The organism is Corallococcus sp. AS-1-12, assembly GCF_020036995.1.
GTDB lineage: Bacteria > Myxococcota > Myxococcia > Myxococcales > Myxococcaceae > Corallococcus.
Genome location: NZ_JAIQDD010000019.1, coordinates 66,922 through 83,906, shown reverse-complemented (window position 1 = coordinate 83,906; position 16,985 = coordinate 66,922). Strand labels below are relative to the sequence as shown.

Below are 16,985 nucleotides of genomic sequence, written 5' to 3'. Positions count from 1 at the left end.
GCAATGGCAGACAGCCCGTGCGAGGTAGGAACGCTCCGGCCCCGGGGACACTGCACCCGGGGGGCGGGCTGGGTTTGACGGCTGGACGGTCCGGGCCGCCGTGTCTCAGCGGCCGGAGAGCAGCTCCGTGGTGAAGGAGAAGCCGCCCAGCAGGTACGGCATGGCGTTCACCCGGTTCTCATGCTTGAGGTACCACCCGGCGATGAGCAGCACGGTGGGCTTGCTCATGAGGCCGCCCGGCCGGGTGTCAAAGGCATACGCGACGAGCGGGCCCACGCGGATGTGCTCGTTGGTGGGCAGGCTGCGGCCGGGCAGCGGCTCCACCGCGTTCGCGTCCTCGTCGTAGCGGGGCCACACCGCGGAGAGCCGGGCGCCCAGCGTCCACTGTCCGGCCAGCCAGAGGAGGTCCGTGTCGTTGGCGAGCACCCAGCCCTTGCCGGGCACCAGCGTGTCCAGCGTCGGATCGTAGAACGTGCCGCGGGTGCCGCCGTCGCGCAGCGACACGTTCCAGTACTCGATGGCCAGCTTCGTGCGCAGCGCCACGGACTTCACCTTCGCCTGGAGCATGGGCTCCACGAAGAAGTGGTGCCCGGAGGTGCCGTAGGCGGCGTCGTTGGTCGCGCTGCGCAGGTCGTCGTCGTAGCGCTGGAAGGAGTCCGGGTACGACTGGACGCTGCCGAAGGTGCCGAAGAACTGGACGTACTCGTAGCCGGCGCGGAGGTTGAGGATGGCCAGCGGCTGCAGCTCCACCGTGGGCCCCAGCTTGAAGAAGGCGGGGCTCAGCTTGAGGCTCGCGCCGGCGCTGGCGTACGTGTCGCGCAGCAGCAGCGAGGGGCTGTCGAAGAGGCGCTTCTGGTAGATGAGCCGGTTCTGCGACTCGAGCCCCAGCGGGTTGTAGCGGACCACGTTGAGGGTGGTGAAGTAGACGCGCCGGTCGGGCAGGGGCGGCTGCACCGGCAGCGGCACGTCCTCCGTGACGGGCGGCTGGGGCTGCTGCGCGGCCACGGGCGCGCCCAGGCCCAGCAGGGCGAGCAGCGCAACGCGCGTGAGCGCCTTCGACAGGGAAAGGGGGCGGACAGACGTGGGGCGCGGCGGGAACTCGTTCGCGGGCATGCGTCCTCTCGGCGGAGTCCGCGGGTGCGGCCCCCGGGCAAGGGCCACCTGTCGCGGGCGGCGGGAGCGTCGTGCACCTGACGCGGGCGCATCAAGACGCACCAGGACGAAGCCGGATGACATCCGGCGTCACCGGCAGGCCCGCGGCTCGCGGGCCGAGGCTCAGAACGTGAGCTGGCAGCGGGACAGGAGGGCGTTCTCGGGGGCGCGGTCGCCGCCGTCCGGGGCGCCGCCCACGTAGTTCGTGCGGTGGAAGTTCAGGGCGAAGCGCACGCGCCGGTTGAGGGCGAACGTCGTGGCGACGCCGAAGCCCTTCGCCTCGCTCACCGAGCGCGCGGGGTTGGCGAAGCGGGGGAAGGCGGCGTCGTCCAGGTCCAGCGCGTGGTAGCGCGCCGCCACCTCCAGCGCGCCGCCCGCGAGCGTCTTCGGGTCGAAGGGCCTCGCCGGCCGCGCGCCCTCGAAGGACGCCTTCCCCCCGAACACCCACGACACCGCCGTCTGCCACGCGTGGTGGTGCAGCCGGGCGCGCGCGTCCGCGGTCCGCACCTCCTGTGACGAGCGCACGTACTCCGAGAGGAGGCCGAAGGACCCCCAGTAGAAGTGGCCCTGGGGCGTGAGCCGCAGGTGCTGGCCGTGGGCCGTCACCAACTCGCCGGTGTCCGCGTTGCCGAGGTAGCTGAAGATGACCTGCTGGCCCGTGCTGCGAAAGGGCGCGAGCCCGGTGTTGGTGGCGGTGCCGAACTGGAGGCCGCGCGTCACCGCGATGCCCAGGCCCAGCCCCTGGAGGAAGGACGGCGCGCGGCCCTTGAAGGGCAGGGCGAAGACGCGGGCGGCCAGGTCGAAGCTGTCGTCGATGTTGGCGTCGGTGCTGGCGCCGTCGGGGTCTCCATTCACCACCGCCAGCGAGTACTGCCACCGGCCGCCCTCACCCTCGCCGTGCAGCTCCAGGCCCTCGTCGCGGTTGGGGACCAGGTCCACCGTGAGCGAGCGCTCGATGAAGGGGTTGTCCATGTCGGACTGGAGCAGCTCCAGGCCGAACGGCGTCTTGAACCGGCCCGCGCGCAGGCGCACCCATTCCCCCGGGCGGAAGTCGATGAACGCGTCCTGGATGATGGACTGCCCGACGCCGAAGTCCGGCATGAGGCGGAAGTCGATGAAGCCGAAGAGCGTCCCGTCCAGGATGGGGCGCATGCGCCGGACGAGGAACGTGTTGGTGCCGGTGCGGTCCGTGTCCGCCAGGAAGAAGCGCCCGTCGCCCTGGAGCTGGCCGCGCGGCTTGAGCACGAAGGCCTCGTCCGCGGACGAAAGCGTGAAGCCCTCCTCGGAGATGCGGATGATCGGCGGTCGCGCCGCCGTGGTGGGCTCGGAGGCAGGCGGGGATGCGGGCTCCTCGGCCCGGGCGTGAGCGCGGGGCGCGGCGAGCAGCAGGCCCGTGGCGGCGAGGAGGGCGGGAGCGCGGAGCGTGGACACGCAGGGACCTTGGGGGGACGGGCTCCGGGAGGGCGGCGTGCCCCCGCGTCCGTCGGACGGGCCCCGGAAGCGGACGGGCACGTTGGAGGCGGGAAAGTCTTGATGTCAAGAATAACGGGGAAGACCTGTTGTCGCCTTCACTTGCCGGACCCGGGAAGGTCTGGTTCATGCTTGGCGGCATGTCCGTGACCAGACCCCGCGCCGCATCGATGTACGTCGACTTGGACCGCGACGCGTGGCGCGAGCTCCGGGCCTCCACGCCGCTGACGTTGACGGCGGAGGAGGTGGAGAAGCTGCGGGGGCTGGGGGACCGGCTGGACCTCCAGGAGGTGGAGGACGTCTACCTGCCGCTGTCGCGGTTGCTGCACCTGCAGGTGGCGTCAGCGCAGTCGCTCTGGGCGGCGCAGCAGGCGTTCCTGGGCTATTCGGTGCGCAAGGTGCCGTTCATCATCGCCATCGCGGGCAGCGTGGCGGTGGGCAAGAGCACGACGGCGCGCATCCTCCAGGCGCTCCTGGCGCGCTGGCCGGATCATCCGCGCGTGGCGCTGGTGACGACGGACGGCTTCCTGCACCCCAACCGGGTGCTGACCGAGCGGGGCATCATGAACCGCAAGGGCTTTCCGGAGAGCTACGACCGGCGCGCGCTGGTGCGCTTCCTGGCGGAGCTGAAGGCGGGGCGCGAGGAGGTGACGGCGCCGGTGTACTCGCACCTCGTCTACGACATCGTGCCGGAGGAGGCGCAGTCCATCCGGCAGCCGGACATCCTCATCCTGGAGGGGCTCAACGTCCTGCAGACGGGGCCGGTGGAGGGCGGGCGGCTGCCGCAGACGTTCCTGTCCGACTTCTTCGACTTCTCCATCTACGTGGACGCGAGCGAGACGGACATCCGCCACTGGTACGTGGAGCGCTTCCTGCGCCTGTGGGAGACGGCGTTCCGGGATGAGCGCTCCTTCTTCCGGCGCTTCTCCGAGTTGACGCGCGACCAGGCGATTGCCCGGGCCGCGTCGGTGTGGGCGGAGATCAACGGGCCCAACCTGGCGGAGAACATCGCGCCCACGCGCTCACGGGCGAGGCTCATCCTGGTGAAGGGCAGCGACCACAAGGTCCGCCGCGTGCGGATGCGCAAGCTGTAGCTGGGGGAGGACGGACATGGCACCACGAATGGGTTCGCTCTGGGACGCGGTGGGGAACACGCCGCTGTTGCGCATCGGCTCGCTCAGCCGCCGGACGGGCTGTGACATCGTCGCCAAGGCGGAGTTCATGAACCCGGGCGGCAGCATCAAGGACCGGGCCGCGAAGGGGATGATCCAACGCGCGGAGGCGACGGGGCAGTTGAAGCCGGGCGGAACCCTCGTCGAGGGCACCGCGGGCAACACCGGCATCGGCCTGGGCCTGCTGGGCCGCGAGCGCGGCTACCGCGTGGTGGTGACGATGCCGGACAACCAGGCGCGCGAGAAATACGAGTACCTGGAGGCGATGGGCGTGGAGGTGCGGCGGGTGCCGGCGGTGCCGTTCTCCAATCCCTCGCATTTCTTCCACCAGGCGCGCGTGCTGGCGGAGGCGAACGGCTGGGCGTGGATGAACCAGTTCGAGAACACGGCGAACGGCGACTTCCACTACGAGACGACGGGGCCGGAGATCTGGGAGCAGGCGGAGGGCCGGGTGGACGTGCTGGTGGCGTCGGTGGGCAGCGGCGGCACGCTGTCTGGCACGAGCCGCTACCTGAAGGAGAAGAACCCGGCCCTGCGAGTGGTGTTGGTGGATCCGCCGGGGTCGGGGCTCTACTGCCAGGTGCGCGCGGGGAAGATGGAGACGGCGGGGAGCTCCATCACGGAAGGCATTGGCATCATGCGGCTGACGGAGAACTTCCGGCAGGCGCGCGTGGATGAAGCGATGCGCCTGGAGGACCAGGACATGCTGGAGATGCTCTACCACCTGGCGCGCGAGGACGCGCTGGTGGTGGGCACCTCCGCGGCCCTGAACGTGCGGGCCGCCTGGGAGGTGGCGCGCAAGCACCAGGGGCAGGGGCTGCGCATCGTCACGTTCCTGTGCGACCACGGCAGCCGCTACGCCTCCAAGGTGTTCAACCCGGAGTTCCTCGCGTCCAAGGGGCTCACGGTGAAGCCACTGCCAGCTTGAGGGTGGGCTCCGCGGGCGCCTCCTCCTTGGCGGTGAGGGACAGCTCCAGGCTCCGGGCGACCAGGGCCTTGAGCGCCCACACCTCAGGAATCGTCTGGATGTAGACCCGGCTGATGCCGAACGCCGAGGGGGACGCTTCGACCTCGAACCCCGCGGCGAGCGTCTTCGCCTCCTCGACCGGGACCCAGGTGGCGATGCACTTGCGCTTGCCATTGCCGAAGAAGCGCACGAACCACTTGGTGGGCTTCTTGTAGGACACGTTGAAGTAGTTCGAGGTGTCCCGGTAGAGGACGTCCTCCGCCGCGTGGCCGTTCTTGGTGCAGATGTCCCGGACGACGCCGAAGAAGGCCAACTCCTCCTCGGTGGTCTCCACGGCGACGCGGGCCTTGTCGTCACCCGGGGCACGGGGCTCCGTGTCGAAAGGCTTCGCGCTGTCCGCCTTCACCACGTTGGGCCCGTCCTTGGAGGCGGACGCCTCGGTGCCTTCGTTCAGGCGCTGGATGCGCTCCTTGAGCTTGTCGAGGAAGTCATCGCCCATGACGCGGAGGAGGGTGGGCTCGATGGCCTCCTTCGCGACCTCCGCGAGGCGCTCCATCACGGCGGTTGTCCGCTTCCCCTTGTAGATGTCCTCGGTGAGCCACTTGAGGAAGCCCTCGTGCTCGCCGGGGGATTTGAGGGCGGCGGACAGCTTGTCGATCATCCCCTGGCGGTAGCGGCTGTTCTCCGCGTCGGTGATGAGCGTCGTGGCGTTGAAGGCTTCGCGGCTGAACTTGGAGAGGAACTTCGCGACCTTGGCCCAGTCCGACTTCGTGTCCTCCAGGGAGAACGTGAAGAAGGGCTCCGGGTCCATGACGTTGGGGTTCTCCAGGTCTCCGAAGAACAGGTAGTGGCACCCATCCGTGATGATGCCGAAGTGGAGCTCCGGGAGCTGGGAGAGGTAGCGGGCCAGTTGCTGGGCGCGCGACTTGAGGTCCGTGCCCAGGGGCTTGGTCTCGATGACGATGAGGGGCTTCTGTCCTGTCTGGTCGAAGATGGCGAAGTCCATGCGGTCCGGCAGCTTCTTGCCGTCGCCCTGGACGAAGTCCGCCGCGTATTCGAGGCGAACCTCCCGGGGAAGACCGGGGTCGTAGCCCAGCAGCCGGATGAAGGGGACCACCAGGGCCAGCTTGGCGGTCTCTTCGTTGGAGATGAAGGCCTTGGAGTCCTGATAGCGCTTGACCAGCTCCAGCAGTTGATTCGCGTCCACGGTATCCCCCCAGCAACCCGTCGAGCCCGGGCCGTGCCAGCAGTAAGAACAGACTGGCGACGTCCATGACTACAAGCTGTTTGGATTCCGCTTGGCCATACCTCCTATGGGGGAGATTGCGTCGAAAGGAGGGATGGGAGGGCGCTCGTCACGTCCTCCCAGCGACCGCTCCTCCACGTGACGTGGGTCCTCGAGTGCCTCGTCCTCCGCAACGGATGAAGCCAGGTCGCCAGGGCCACGCGCCTCGCCACAGGGCTGTACTTCGCGCGCTTCATCCTGTGCGACGGCGGGAGTAGGTAATCCGACGGCACCCGCCTCGGTGCTGGGGCGTATCTCCAGTGCATCGCATTGCGGGGTGGCTGGCTCATGAGCGCCGAGAGACTCCTCCCGGACGCACGAGGCCTCGGGGTACACCGTTTCCTGCGGAGCGGGGGAGAAGGCATTCAGCACAAGCTCATCGCAAGCCTTCATCAGCGCCGGAAGCTCGTGCTGAAGCGCCCGCACGTCGCGCTCGTGCAGGACTGCCATCGCACGGGAGGCCCACTCGCGCAGCGCGGCTCCGCCCAGAAGCGGCAGCAGTTTGGCTGCGCCTCCCATGAAGGCCCGTTGCAGGGACTGGACGAGGAGGACATGCCCGGGCCGCTCCGCCACGCGCGCCGCCTCCCGAAGCAACTCGAATTCCGCCTGGGCGCAGGTTGCCCCCGACTCCCAGCGCGCCGCGTCCTGGATCCGGAAGCACGAGCTCCCCAGCCGGTCCAGGTCGCGGTCCGAGGCCCTCGCGCAGCAGTCGGCCAGCAGTTCCACCAGCACCTGCCGCTTGAGGCTGAAGTAGCCCTCCAGCAGCCACCGGGCCTGCGGGGAGCGCGCGTCATGCAGCGCCAGGCCCAGGTTCTCCAGCGTCAGCGATTCATCCAGGGCCACCGCGCGAGTCTTTCGCCCGGGGCGCTGCACCACCAACCCCCGCGCCGCCAGCCGACGCAGCGCCTCGCGGATGGTGCCCCGGCATACCTCATAGCGACGCGCCAGCTTCGCTTCGGAGCCAAACTGCCCGCTCGGGTGCAGCCGTCCCAGCGCGATATCGCGCTCGATTTGCGCTTCCACGTACGCCACGAGTCCTCGCCGCTCCATCCCCATCCCCCTCCTCGTTTCAGCATCGCCATCCCACCACAGGGGTCTGACATGGACGTGCGGCCCACCTTCCGCGTCGCGGACTTGCCGGGCCCGCCCCCCGGGCGGCGGGAGGCGAAAACCTGTCCGACTGTCGGACAGGTTTTGAGGCAACCGGCCCCGGGCGGGCGCCTCTGTCCGCGCCCATCTTGGTGTTCATGCACGCACGAAGTCGCGCGTCTCGATCCAGCCGGCCTCGGCTCCATGCGGCGGATACCTGTCCGACTGCCGGACAGGTTTTGAGGCAATCGGCTTCGGGTGGGCATCTCTGTCCGCGCCGCACCTTGGTGTTCGAGCACGCACGACTTCGTTCACCTTCTGGGTCGTTGCGGCCTCGGGTCCATGGGGCGAGAACTTGCCCGACAGTTGGACAGGTTTTGATGCAACGGGGCCCGGGCGGGCGGGGCCCTATCCCTGCTCCACCTTGGCGTTCGCGAACACGTGACGTCGAGACCCGGCCGGTCCTGTCCGGCCTCAGGCCCATGCGGCGGAAAGCGGTCCGACAGTCGGACAGGTTTTGCGGCAACCGGCCCGGGCGGGTGCCTCGGCCATGGCCTTCCCTTGGGACCCGCGCACGCACGACATCATGTGCCTCCCAGTCAAGTGCGGCCCCGCCCCTTGCGGTGGAACGCGGTCCGACAGATGGACAGGTTTTGAGGCAACCAGGCCCGGGCGGGCGCCTTGGTTCATGGCCCATCCTTGGGACCCGCATGCACGACATCATGCGATTCCCAGTCGAGCACGGTCTCGCGCCCTTTGTGGTGGGAAGCGGGCCTACTGTCGGACAGGTTTTGAAGGAACGGGGGCCAGGCGGTCGCCACTGTCTGTTCCATGCCTTGGTGGTTGCGTACGCATGAAGTCGCGCCCCTGTCGGCCCAGCGTGGCCTCGGGCTCCAGGCGCTGCTTGGTCCGACTGTCGGACAGGTTCTGCGGGAACCGAGCCCAGGCGGACGCCTCTGTCCGTGGCTCCCATTGAGGGGCTCGCGTTTGACGCCGCGCTGCTGCGGAGCGGGTGCGGCCTTGGGGCCAGGCGTGGAGGTGGGGCGGAGTGTCGGACAGGTTTTGAGGGAGCTGGCCCGGGTGGGTGCTTCCCTCCGTGTCATCCTGCTGGCTTCAGCGCATGCACGCTGTCGCGCCCCCCTGCCGCGCTTCTTGAGGCTCGCGTCATCACTCGGACCCTTGAGTCGATGGGGTTGTTACCGAACCTCTGGCGACCTGCCTAGGATGCGCGCCGTCCTCTTCCTTCATGGAGCTTCGATGGTGCGCACCCGGCTCGTAGGTCTCCTGGCGTTGCTGTTCGTCGCGGTCCCCTTTGTTTCGGGGGCTCAGGATGCCGTGGCTCCGGCGGCCGTGGCTTCTGGCGATGAGGCGACGCATCAGGCGCTGCGCGCCATCAAGCAGGACATGGAGGACGCGCTCAACAAGCAGGACCTGGACCGGCTGCTTTCGCACCTGCACCCGGACGTCGTGTTCTCCACCATGAACAACGACGTTCGCGTGGGGAAGGACGCCATCCGCGCGTACTACGCGGAGATGCTGGGTGGCCCGAACAGCGTCGTGAAGAAGGTCACCGCGAAGTTCGACGTGGATGCGCTCACGCGCCTGTATGGCAACGCGGGCGTCGCGTATGGTTCGTCGCTGGACCACTACATCCTGAACGACGGCACGGACCTCGTCATCAACGGGCGGTGGACCTGCACCCTGGTGAAGGAGGGCGACCAGTGGCTCATCGCCGCGTTCCACTACTCCACCAACGTGTTCGACAACCCCCTGCTCACCAAGGTGAAGAACGCCGCCATGGGCTTTGGCGCGCTGGTCGCGGTCGCCGCGCTCGGCGCGGGGTTCTTCATCGGACGTCGGGGACGCCGGCCGGCGACGGCTTGAGCGCGAGCCGCATGGGCTGGCGCTTGCCGTAGGTGAGCGAGCGCCACAGCCACTCGGCCGGACCGAAGCGGAAGCGTGACAGCCAGGCGTGGCTCAGTGGAATCTGGAGCGCGAACACCAGCAGGGTCAGCGCCACGCAACGTGATGGAGGCAGCCTGCCGATGAGGCCCAACCCCCAGCCGTCATACAGCCAGAGGCTCACCACCGTCTGCATCAGGTAGTTGGTGAGCGCCATGCGCCCCACCGGGGCCAGGATGCCCAGCCACCTGCGCCAGCGCTCCTTCTGGAAGAGCAGGGCGAAGGCGGCCACGTAGGCCGCGGCGAGGCCCAGGTAGCCCATCTCCTGGACCGCGGACAGCGTGAACATCCAGTGGGCTTTCGACGGGTCCAACAGCCCCGCGAGCCGCAGGTGCTGCACCACCACTCCCGCGCCATTTCCCAGCACGCCCAGCACCAGCCCCCAGCCCAGCATCCTCCGGTGCCAGGCGCGGTGGCGCTCCACGTCCTGGAGCAACAGGTGCCGCCCCGCGAGCAGCCCCAGCAGGAACCGGCCCAGGATGAAGATCATCCACAGCAGCCGCTTCAACGTGGGCAGCATGTACTGGAGGAAGTGCGCGTTCGCGGCCTGCGTCGTCCACAGTGAGTCGCTCTGGAGTCCCAGCAGCAACTGCTCCCGCGTCTGGGCCTCCATGGCCTCCGTGGCCTTCGCCGCGTCGGCCGCCGCCTGTGCGCCGTGCAGCAGGATGGGGCCGAAGTGGAGGAGCGCTGGCACCAGCAACGGCACCACCACGACCGACAGCCCCACCCACACCAGCAGCGTCCGGTCCGAACGGTCGCGGAAGAGGAGCAACGCGAAGCCCAGCAGGGCGTAGGTGGAGAGCACGTCTCCCGCCCAGAGCGCCGTGAGGTGCACCACCCCGATGCCCAGCAGCACCAGCAGGCGCCGTGAATAGACCGGGACGACGGAGGCCCCTCGGGCCTCGGCTCGCGTCAACTGGATGGAGAACCCCAGCCCGAAGAGGAAGGCGAACAGCGTGACGAACTTCTGGTTCACGAAGAAGTGGTAGAGCGCCGTGACGGCCGCCTCGAAGGGCGGCGCCGCCAGTGACTGGGCCTGCTCCCGGGGCATCAGGACCCGGCCGCTGAACCAGGCGAAGCTGTTCGACACGAAGACGCCCCACAGCGCGAAGCCTCGCAGCACGTCCAGGAGCGGCAACCGTTCGGAGACATCCACCGGACGGGCGCCGGAAGTGGAAGGAGCGGAGTCGGACATGCGTGCAGCAGATGCCTGTGCTCGCTTCGCGTCAACGCATGCACCACGTCGTCCCGCGCGGCCTCACTCCACGCGCAGGGAGGACGACCCCGTGTGAAGGACTCAGGAGATTCCGAGCACCGGCGCTTCGCGCAGGAAGGGCATGCGACGCGGCAGCTTCCGGGCCCAGAAGGCTTCCACCGACCTGTGGAAGAGGCGCAGCAGCGCGACACCCTGTCTGCCTTCCAGGTGGGCCAGCTCGTTCGTGGAGCGGTCCAACAGCGCGCGGGCTCGCTGGTACTCGTCGCGCACCCAGGCCCGTCCGGCTTGCGCCGTGAGCAGCGAGTCGAAGTCCTCGGGACGATGTCCCTGGGCGCGCACCTCCGTGGCGACGTGCTCGGGCACGTTGAAGAGCCCCTGTGCCAGGTCCTCTCTCAGGTCGCGCATCACGGAGCACCAACCCAACGCCGCGAGCAGGGAAGGGGCGTCCTCGGCTCGCACCTGGGCATCCGCGACGTGCAGCATCAGGCTCACGGACAGCCGGAAGGTGATCACCAGTTGAGTCTGGAGCGTTGCCGCGTCCCACCAGCGCTCATCGCGCACCCGCTCCCGGTCCCGGCGCATCGTGCGCACCAGCTCCAGCACCTGCTCGCGGGCCGTTGGGTCGGTCAGCTCCGTGAGCAGCACCTGGCCCAGAGACACCGCGGTGTCGTGGAACTCCGTCGCGGGGCCCGGCGCTCCGGTCTCCAGCGTGCGCAGGAGCGCGTCGATGGCGTCCAGCGGTTCGCCTTCGACGGGACGGTCTCCATCCAGGACGTCATCCACCATCTGGAGGAAGCAGAACCCCACCCGCGCTCTTCGCGCCTTGCGCCAGCGCCCCAGGGACTGCTGGTACAGCGCGAGCGCGATGAGCCCGTAGCGCGGATGCCTGCGCGCGAAGCGGTACAGCTCCCTCGCGCAGAGGGCTTCCACCCGCACTGCTTCGAGGAATGATTCCTTCCGGACCCTGGGCGCCACGACACGCCACGTGCCCCAGGCGAGCAAGGCTCCCGCGAATACGTCCACCAGGTGGTGCTCGTGGATGAACAAGGTCGATGCGGCGATGGCCAGCGCCCAGAGTGTGAAGACGGTGCTCGCCACCGGTCCTGAACGCTCGCGGTAGGCCAGTGCCGCCGTGCAGGCGAAGGCGACGTGGAGCGATGGCAGATAGTTTCGCTCCAGGTTCATCGTGTCCGCGGCCTGGAAGACGGAGGCCCAGACTCCGGTGACGGCGCGCGGCGGCCACGCCACCTCCACCGGCAGGACGAGGAAACAGAGCGCGCCCAGCACCGTCTCCGCGCACAACGCCAGTGCGAAGGGGAGCATCTGTCTCCACGTCCGGAAGATGAACAGGGACACGAGCAGCAGCACATCCATGCTGACGTAGACGGCGGCCCAGCCGGGCATGAAGGGGATGTGCTGTTCGAAGGGCAGGTCCACCCGCAGGCCGCCGGAATAGAAGCCTGTCACCCAGCTCGCGCCGCCGTACACCGCGAGGAAGAACAGCGCGAAGCCGACCGTCATCGCGCCCGTGCGCTTCAGTTCCTCCGACGTGGGCCAGCCGAAGAGCGGACCCTTCGTGCTCAATCCCTTCTTCGCGGACGCGCTCACTTCGTCTGCTCCGGGAACGGACGGGGGCCTCGCCACATGGACAGCCAGATGCGCAGGAAGGACGGCCGCTCGGCCCCCTCGTCCACGTAGCGGCCCAGGTAGAGCCAGGGCACCTGCGGGTACCGGTGGTGCGCCCGGTGGTAGTGATAGTTGAGGAACACCCAGCGCACCGGCGCCGCGACCTTCAGGTCCCATGCTCCTTCGCGCACGTCCAGCGGCGACCACGCGTGGTCCGCGTACTGCAACGAACTCCAGTTCACCGCGAACGCCGCGTAGCAGAGGGCCCACCCCGCGAGCGTCAGGTCCAGCGCGTATGCCAGCCCTGCCTGCACCGCCACCATGGCCAGCACCTCCGCTCGGATGGCCGCCCCCGGTGCATCCTCCAGCCGCCCCAGGTATGCGTCCGCGCCCGTCTGTTCCCCGTAGCGCGTGCCCGGACCTCGCAGCCTCCGCAACAGGCCCGGCGCGAGCGCGAACACCAGCGCCCCCAGCGGTACGAACAGCCAGTAGACGCCGGTCAGGATGACGTACCACTGCGCATACTTGAGGACGCGGTGGTCGCCCGGGTGCACGTAGTCGAACTGCTCGCGCTCCGTGCGGTTGTACCGGTGATGCGTGAGGTGGAAGGCGCGCTGCAACGTGAAGGACGTGGGGAAGAACGTCGCCGCCAGCCGGCCCAGCCCGTCGTTGAGCCGCCGCGACGGGTGCAGCACCCCGTGCGTCGCTTCGTGCAGCAGCGAGAACGCCGTGTTGTTCACGTAGGAGAACACCCCGGCCGCTACCGGCCGAACCCAGAGGGCTTGCGCGTGCGACGCCGTCCACAGGCACAGCGCCCCCGCGCCCATCGCCACGACCAGGAGCCCCGCGTTGAGCGCGGCGGGAATCGGCGGGGCGTCATCGGCGCGCATCGTCCCCGTCCTCGGGCAGGCCCACGGCGAAGTCGAGCAGTTGGCGCATCACCGGGTCCGCCGTCGCCGTCGCGACGTTGAAGCGCATGCCGTCCAGCACGGCCACGTCCCGGCGCAGGAACGACGTGTAGAGCCACCGCGACACCCCGAGCACCAGCGCCGCCGCGCCTGGAATCCGCCCCCGCCTCGCCGCGACGGCGAGCCGCACCGACGTGCCCTCCGCCACGGGCGTCAGGCTCGCGAGCAGCAGTCCCCGCGCCCGGCCCAGGTCGCTCTTCACGGAGATCAACGTCCCGCCGTGCAGCGTGAGCTCCACGCGGATGCGGTTGCCGGACAGCGCCTTCATCAGCCGGTCGCTCGCGCCCGTGCCGATGACGCGCGACGTGTAGCGCAGCCGCAGGGTGTACCGGTCCGGGGTCTCCCAGGCCGGCGTGTCCCACAGCTCCCGGTGGTGCACCGTGCGCAGGTGGTCCAGGTCGAACGAGTTCGCCGCGAGCGGCAGCCACGGACAGCCCACCGTCACCGCAGGCCCCACGTCCCAGACGTGCTCCCCACCTCCCAGGTCGGGTGGGGGAAACAGCGCCTCGGGGCCGTTGAACACGAGCACCCCGCCGAAGCGCTCCTCCACCGGCCACGCCCGGGGCCCCGGCAGGGCGGACACGTCGCTCCGGCCGGGCACGGCGCGGCAGCGGCCCCCTCCGTCGAAGCTCCAATGGTGCAGCGGACAGCGCAAGAGCTCGCCCTGGACGGTGCCGTGCTTCAGGTGGGCCCCCAGGTGGGGACAGTGCGCGGACAGGGCGTGGACCCGGCCCTGCTGGCTCCGGAACAGCACCACCTCCTGGCCCCCCACCTGGACGCCCATCGCGTGGCCGGGCCGCAGGGACTCGGACGGGGTCACCAGGTACCAGGAGCGCGGGCGCGAGGGCCCGGGGAGACGGTCCGGAGCCACCCCGGCCAGGACGGGAACAACCATGCCCGGACCCTACCGGACCCGGTGTCTCCAGGGCCACGGGGGCGCCGGTCGAGACTGGCTTTACGCCCGGGTTCCTGGTTAGTCAGGCGCTGGTGGAACCGGGCGCGCCGCCCCACCGGGGTGGGCCTGGGAAGGGACGTGTGACATGGCAGGCGATACGGCGGGCAGCAGTCGGGGCGGTTCGTTGCGGGGCGGCACGCTCCAGGTGGTGCAGTCCCTGGCGGCGCAAGGCGAGCCGGAGCGCGCGGCGCAGCTCTACGAGGAGCTGGGCGCGGCGCAGCGCGAGCGGCTTCGCAAGGAGGCCGCGCAGGGGACGGTGAAGGAGCGCCACTGGCTGGTGGACGTGCTGCGCCGGGCGCGTGACTTCACGGGCGCGGCGCGGCTGCTGGACGGCAGCGGCGACGACGTGTCCGTGGCGGACCTGTACGCCCAGGGCGGTCAGCACGTGGCGGCCGCGGAGGCGTACCTGCGCGCGGGCGAGGTGGAGCGCGCCGCGGCGGCCTTCGAGCGGGGCGGGGCGCTGGAGCGCGCGCTGGAGGTCTACCGGGGCCTGGGCGCCCGCGAGTCCATGGCGCACTGCCTGGTCCGCCTGGGCCGCCCCTTCGAGGCCGCGGACCTCTACCACGAGCTGGGACAGGCCCACGCGGAGGCCGAGGCCCTGGGCGGCGTGCTCGCGGAGGACCCTCGCTACGTCGAGGCCGTGCTGCGCACGTGCAAGGTGCTGGACGCCGGTGGCTTCACGCACCGGGCGCTCGCGGTGCTGGCGGACGCGCTGAGCAGCGCCGAGCACCTGCGCGCGGATCCCGTGCTGGTGACGGAGAAGGCGCGGCTCCTGCGGCGCATGGGCCTGGACGTGGAGGCGGAGGCGCTGCTCGCGCGGCTGGCCGCGGGCTCGACCCTGCCGGAGGCCAGCGGCTACCGCTTCCTCAAGGCCATCCCCATCTTCGGCGAGCTGCCGCTGGAGGACATGAAGGACCTGTACCGGCTGGCGCGGCCCGTGACGGCCACGCCGGGCATGGTGCTGCTGGAGAAGGGGGCTCCCGGCACGGGGCTGTTCGTACTGCTGGAGGGCACCGTGGACGTCTACTCCGGCAACGAGCCCAACGCGCGGCACCTCAACACGCTGGGGCCGGGCTCGTTCCTGGGAGAGATCTCCCTCGTGCAGGACGGCCCCGTGTCCGCGAACGTGCGCGCGAAGACGGCGGTGCGCGCGCTGCGCATCACCCGCGAGAGCTTCCAGCACTTCCTGGCCACGCACGACGCGGCCTCGCTGCACATCTACCGGCTCTTCACGCAGAACCTCGCGGCGCGCGTGCGGGCGCTGAGCGGCTGAACGCGCACAGGGCCCCAGCCCCGCCCGTGAGGAAGCAGGCGAGCGCTGTGTGGGGGCCTTTCATTGGACCCCGGTCCATCCCCATCCTCCTGGACAACCTCCCTGTCCGGAAGGATGCCCCGATGGCTTCAATCGACGCACTGAGGCAACAGGCTCGCGCGAACTGGCGCACGTGGTTGGCGTGGGTGGCCACGCCCATCGCCGCGCTGCCGCTGCTGGGGGTGGGCGGCCTTCGCCGGGTGGGCCTCGTGGACGAGCTGGCCGCGGGGGTGGTGGGGCTGGGCCTGGTGTCGCTGGCGCTCATGGGCCTGGGGCGGCTCCCTCGGGGGGCTGCCCGCCCGCCGGGTGGGGAGGCGTGGAAGCGGGCGCCGAAGGACTTCCCCATCTCCGGCGCGATGGTGCCGGAGGAGTTCGCCGCGTCCACGGCCTCCGGCCACTGACGCTTCAGGGACGGCGCTCGATTCCGATGGCGATGGAGGGGCCGGTGAGGGCCTCGCCGGTGCCGTCGGAGAGCGACACGACGCCCAGGCTGGCGGAGAGCACGGTGGTGCCGGAGCCGCCGGTGCCCTTGATGAAGCTGCGCACGCCCAGCTCCCCGAAGTTCCATCCGCTGGCCGAGCCGCCGCCCGCGCCGAAGAGGGAGAGGCTGGGGGTGAGGGGGACCTGGACCTCGCCGCGCCCGGAGCCGAAGCGGAACTGGTTGTCACGCGAGAGGATGGCGGAGTTCCACGCGAGGTGGAACCCGTCGAGCGCGCCCAGCCGCAGCACCTGCTGGAAGGACACGCCCGCGTTGGAGTCGCACACGGTCCTGGGGTTGATGGGCTCGTAGGTGTTGGGGTCGAAGTCGAACTGGGTGCTGCACTCCTTCTGTCCGAACAGCGCACCCATGCCGATGCCGACCTCCAGGAAGTCGGTGGAGTAGGCCGCGGCGACGTACGCGGAGCCCGGCGAGTGGCGCAGGCCGGTGCCCAGGCCGAAGCCCACGGGGTCCAACTGCGCGCTCAGCACCAGGGGCAGGTCCCCGGGCCGCCACGCGATGAACGCATCCAGGAGCAGGCCGCCCGCGCGAGCGGACTGGCCCTCACGCGTCTTCGCGTCCAGCGCGAGGAAGGGCCGGGCATGGAAGCCGTAGCGCAGGCGCGGCACGCCGGGCTCGGGGAAGAAGAGGCGCGCGGTGGCGGGGGCGTCGGTGACGACGGCGGTGTCGCCCACGCGCACGTTCTCCCCGCGGCCCAGGCGGGCGATGGCGGTGTCCTCGCGCGATTCAATGACCCGCAGCACCACCTCGCGGGAGTCCTGCGTGCGCACGCGGACGCGGGTGCCTTCGCCCAGGCCGGCCAGGGCGCCACCGGAGAGGGTCACGTCGCCATCGTGCACGGCGGTGACGGTGAGCCGGGTGGAGGAGGGGGCGGACGTGGGGGGCGGTGCCTGGGGCGGCGGCGCCTGGGTGACGACGGTGAGGTCGCGCGCCGAGCCCAGCGCGGAGGCCAGCGAATCCGGCCGGGGCTGCTCCGGCGTGGCGAGGGAGAACGCATGGGCCTCCTCGCGCTGCTCGATGGCGAGGAGCGACTGGCCCACGACGACGAGCCGCACGAAGCGCCGGCCCTCCTCGATGCGCCGCACGAGCTGGGGCGAGGCGCCGTCGAGCTTGAGCAGGGCGATGCCGCCACGGCCGAGCGCGACGTAGGTCACGCCCTGGTGAACGGCGGTGTCGAGGACGGGGCCCAGGCCCAGTTCTTCCACGGCACGAGAGGCCGGGGATGCGGGAGCCTGGGCGACGATGACGGAGGCGAGGAGCGCGGAGCCGAACATGAGGCTGGCTGTATATCGCTCCTGCCTCCCGGTGTTCC

Annotated in this window: 14 protein-coding genes; 5 read left to right on the top strand and 9 right to left on the bottom strand. The window is 70.2% G+C overall.

What is annotated here, in order from left to right:
• Positions 1-105 precede the first annotated feature (105 nt).
• Together K8556_RS26060 and K8556_RS26055 are read right to left on the bottom strand one after the other, a co-directional pair.
• Complete coding sequence (locus K8556_RS26060; RefSeq protein WP_223742799.1) at positions 106-1,113, bottom strand: hypothetical protein; 1,008 nt, start codon at positions 1,111-1,113, stop codon at positions 106-108.
• A gap of 162 nt (positions 1,114-1,275) precedes the next feature.
• Positions 1,276-2,583 carry a porin gene (locus K8556_RS26055; protein WP_223742798.1) on the bottom strand — a complete coding sequence of 436 codons (1,308 nt, stop codon included), beginning with the start codon at positions 2,581-2,583 and terminating at the stop codon, positions 1,276-1,278.
• Positions 2,584-2,762: 179 nt separating this feature from the next.
• Between K8556_RS26055 and coaA the strand changes: the two genes are divergently transcribed.
• On the top strand, positions 2,763-3,716 hold the full coding sequence (gene coaA, locus K8556_RS26050; RefSeq protein WP_223742797.1) for a type I pantothenate kinase: 954 nt from the start codon (positions 2,763-2,765) through the stop codon (positions 3,714-3,716).
• A gap of 16 nt (positions 3,717-3,732) precedes the next feature.
• Positions 3,733-4,722, top strand: a complete 990-nt coding sequence (locus tag K8556_RS26045; protein WP_223742796.1) for a cysteine synthase A — start codon at positions 3,733-3,735, stop codon at positions 4,720-4,722.
• On the opposite strand, the gene K8556_RS26040 is transcribed toward K8556_RS26045, so the two are convergent.
• Entirely contained in the window at positions 4,697-5,968 is a 1,272-nt protein-coding gene (locus tag K8556_RS26040; protein WP_223742795.1) for a type I restriction enzyme HsdR N-terminal domain-containing protein, read from the bottom strand. The two genes, K8556_RS26045 and K8556_RS26040, sit on opposite strands and share 26 nt — an antisense overlap.
• Before the next feature lie 69 nt (positions 5,969-6,037).
• The gene (locus K8556_RS26035; protein WP_223742794.1) at positions 6,038-7,102 is read right to left on the bottom strand and encodes a FadR/GntR family transcriptional regulator; all 1,065 of its coding nucleotides are present in this window, start codon (positions 7,100-7,102) and stop codon (positions 6,038-6,040) included.
• 1,383 nt (positions 7,103-8,485) lie between these two features.
• Here K8556_RS26035 and K8556_RS26030 point away from each other — a divergent pair.
• The gene (locus tag K8556_RS26030) at positions 8,486-9,019 is read left to right on the top strand and encodes an SgcJ/EcaC family oxidoreductase (RefSeq protein ID WP_223742793.1); all 534 of its coding nucleotides are present in this window, start codon (positions 8,486-8,488) and stop codon (positions 9,017-9,019) included.
• Here K8556_RS26030 and K8556_RS26025 read toward each other — a convergent pair.
• The 4 genes from K8556_RS26025 to K8556_RS26010 all read right to left on the bottom strand — a co-directional run bounded on the left by K8556_RS26025 (position 8,982) and on the right by K8556_RS26010 (position 13,802).
• The gene (locus K8556_RS26025) at positions 8,982-10,292 is read right to left on the bottom strand and encodes a DUF418 domain-containing protein (protein WP_223742792.1); all 1,311 of its coding nucleotides are present in this window, start codon (positions 10,290-10,292) and stop codon (positions 8,982-8,984) included. The two genes, K8556_RS26030 and K8556_RS26025, sit on opposite strands and share 38 nt — an antisense overlap.
• Positions 10,293-10,394: 102 nt before the next feature.
• On the bottom strand, positions 10,395-11,921 hold the full coding sequence (locus K8556_RS26020) for a phosphatase PAP2 family protein (RefSeq protein WP_223742791.1): 1,527 nt from the start codon (positions 11,919-11,921) through the stop codon (positions 10,395-10,397).
• Positions 11,918-12,829 (bottom strand): fatty acid desaturase, encoded by a 912-nt coding sequence (locus tag K8556_RS26015; protein WP_223742790.1) that lies wholly within the window; start codon positions 12,827-12,829, stop codon positions 11,918-11,920. The genes K8556_RS26020 and K8556_RS26015 overlap by 4 nt, the downstream gene beginning before the upstream one ends.
• Positions 12,816-13,802: a Rieske 2Fe-2S domain-containing protein gene (locus K8556_RS26010; protein WP_223742789.1), complete on the bottom strand. Its 987-nt coding sequence runs from the start codon at positions 13,800-13,802 to the stop codon at positions 12,816-12,818. The genes K8556_RS26015 and K8556_RS26010 overlap by 14 nt, the downstream gene beginning before the upstream one ends.
• A 145-nt stretch (positions 13,803-13,947) precedes the next feature.
• Here K8556_RS26010 and K8556_RS26005 point away from each other — a divergent pair, with 145 nt between their 5' ends.
• Together K8556_RS26005 and K8556_RS26000 are read left to right on the top strand one after the other, a co-directional pair.
• Entirely contained in the window at positions 13,948-15,135 is a 1,188-nt protein-coding gene (locus tag K8556_RS26005) for a cyclic nucleotide-binding domain-containing protein (RefSeq protein ID WP_223742788.1), read from the top strand.
• Between the two features lie 122 nt (positions 15,136-15,257).
• Positions 15,258-15,575 (top strand): hypothetical protein, encoded by a 318-nt coding sequence (locus tag K8556_RS26000; RefSeq protein WP_223742787.1) that lies wholly within the window; start codon positions 15,258-15,260, stop codon positions 15,573-15,575.
• 4 nt (positions 15,576-15,579) lie between these two features.
• Here K8556_RS26000 and K8556_RS25995 read toward each other — a convergent pair whose 3' ends face one another.
• Entirely contained in the window at positions 15,580-16,947 is a 1,368-nt protein-coding gene (locus tag K8556_RS25995) for a hypothetical protein (RefSeq protein ID WP_223742786.1), read from the bottom strand.
• Positions 16,948-16,985 lie beyond the last annotated feature (38 nt).

Excerpts from the sequence above, each read along its gene's own strand:
- K8556_RS26060 (WP_223742799.1), bottom strand. The coding sequence starts at position 1,113 with ATGCCCGCGAACGAGTTCCCGCCGCGCCCCACGTCTGTCCGCCCCCTT.
- coaA (WP_223742797.1), top strand. The coding sequence starts at position 2,763 with ATGTCCGTGACCAGACCCCGCGCCGCATCGATGTACGTCGACTTGGAC.
- K8556_RS26045 (WP_223742796.1), top strand. The coding sequence starts at position 3,733 with ATGGCACCACGAATGGGTTCGCTCTGGGACGCGGTGGGGAACACGCCG.
- K8556_RS26035 (WP_223742794.1), bottom strand. The coding sequence starts at position 7,102 with ATGGGGATGGAGCGGCGAGGACTCGTGGCGTACGTGGAAGCGCAAATC.
- K8556_RS26025 (WP_223742792.1), bottom strand. The coding sequence starts at position 10,292 with ATGTCCGACTCCGCTCCTTCCACTTCCGGCGCCCGTCCGGTGGATGTC.
- K8556_RS26015 (WP_223742790.1), bottom strand. The coding sequence starts at position 12,829 with ATGCGCGCCGATGACGCCCCGCCGATTCCCGCCGCGCTCAACGCGGGG.
- K8556_RS26010 (WP_223742789.1), bottom strand. The coding sequence starts at position 13,802 with ATGGTTGTTCCCGTCCTGGCCGGGGTGGCTCCGGACCGTCTCCCCGGG.
- K8556_RS26005 (WP_223742788.1), top strand. The coding sequence starts at position 13,948 with ATGGCAGGCGATACGGCGGGCAGCAGTCGGGGCGGTTCGTTGCGGGGC.
- K8556_RS26000 (WP_223742787.1), top strand. The coding sequence starts at position 15,258 with ATGGCTTCAATCGACGCACTGAGGCAACAGGCTCGCGCGAACTGGCGC.
- K8556_RS25995 (WP_223742786.1), bottom strand. The coding sequence starts at position 16,947 with ATGTTCGGCTCCGCGCTCCTCGCCTCCGTCATCGTCGCCCAGGCTCCC.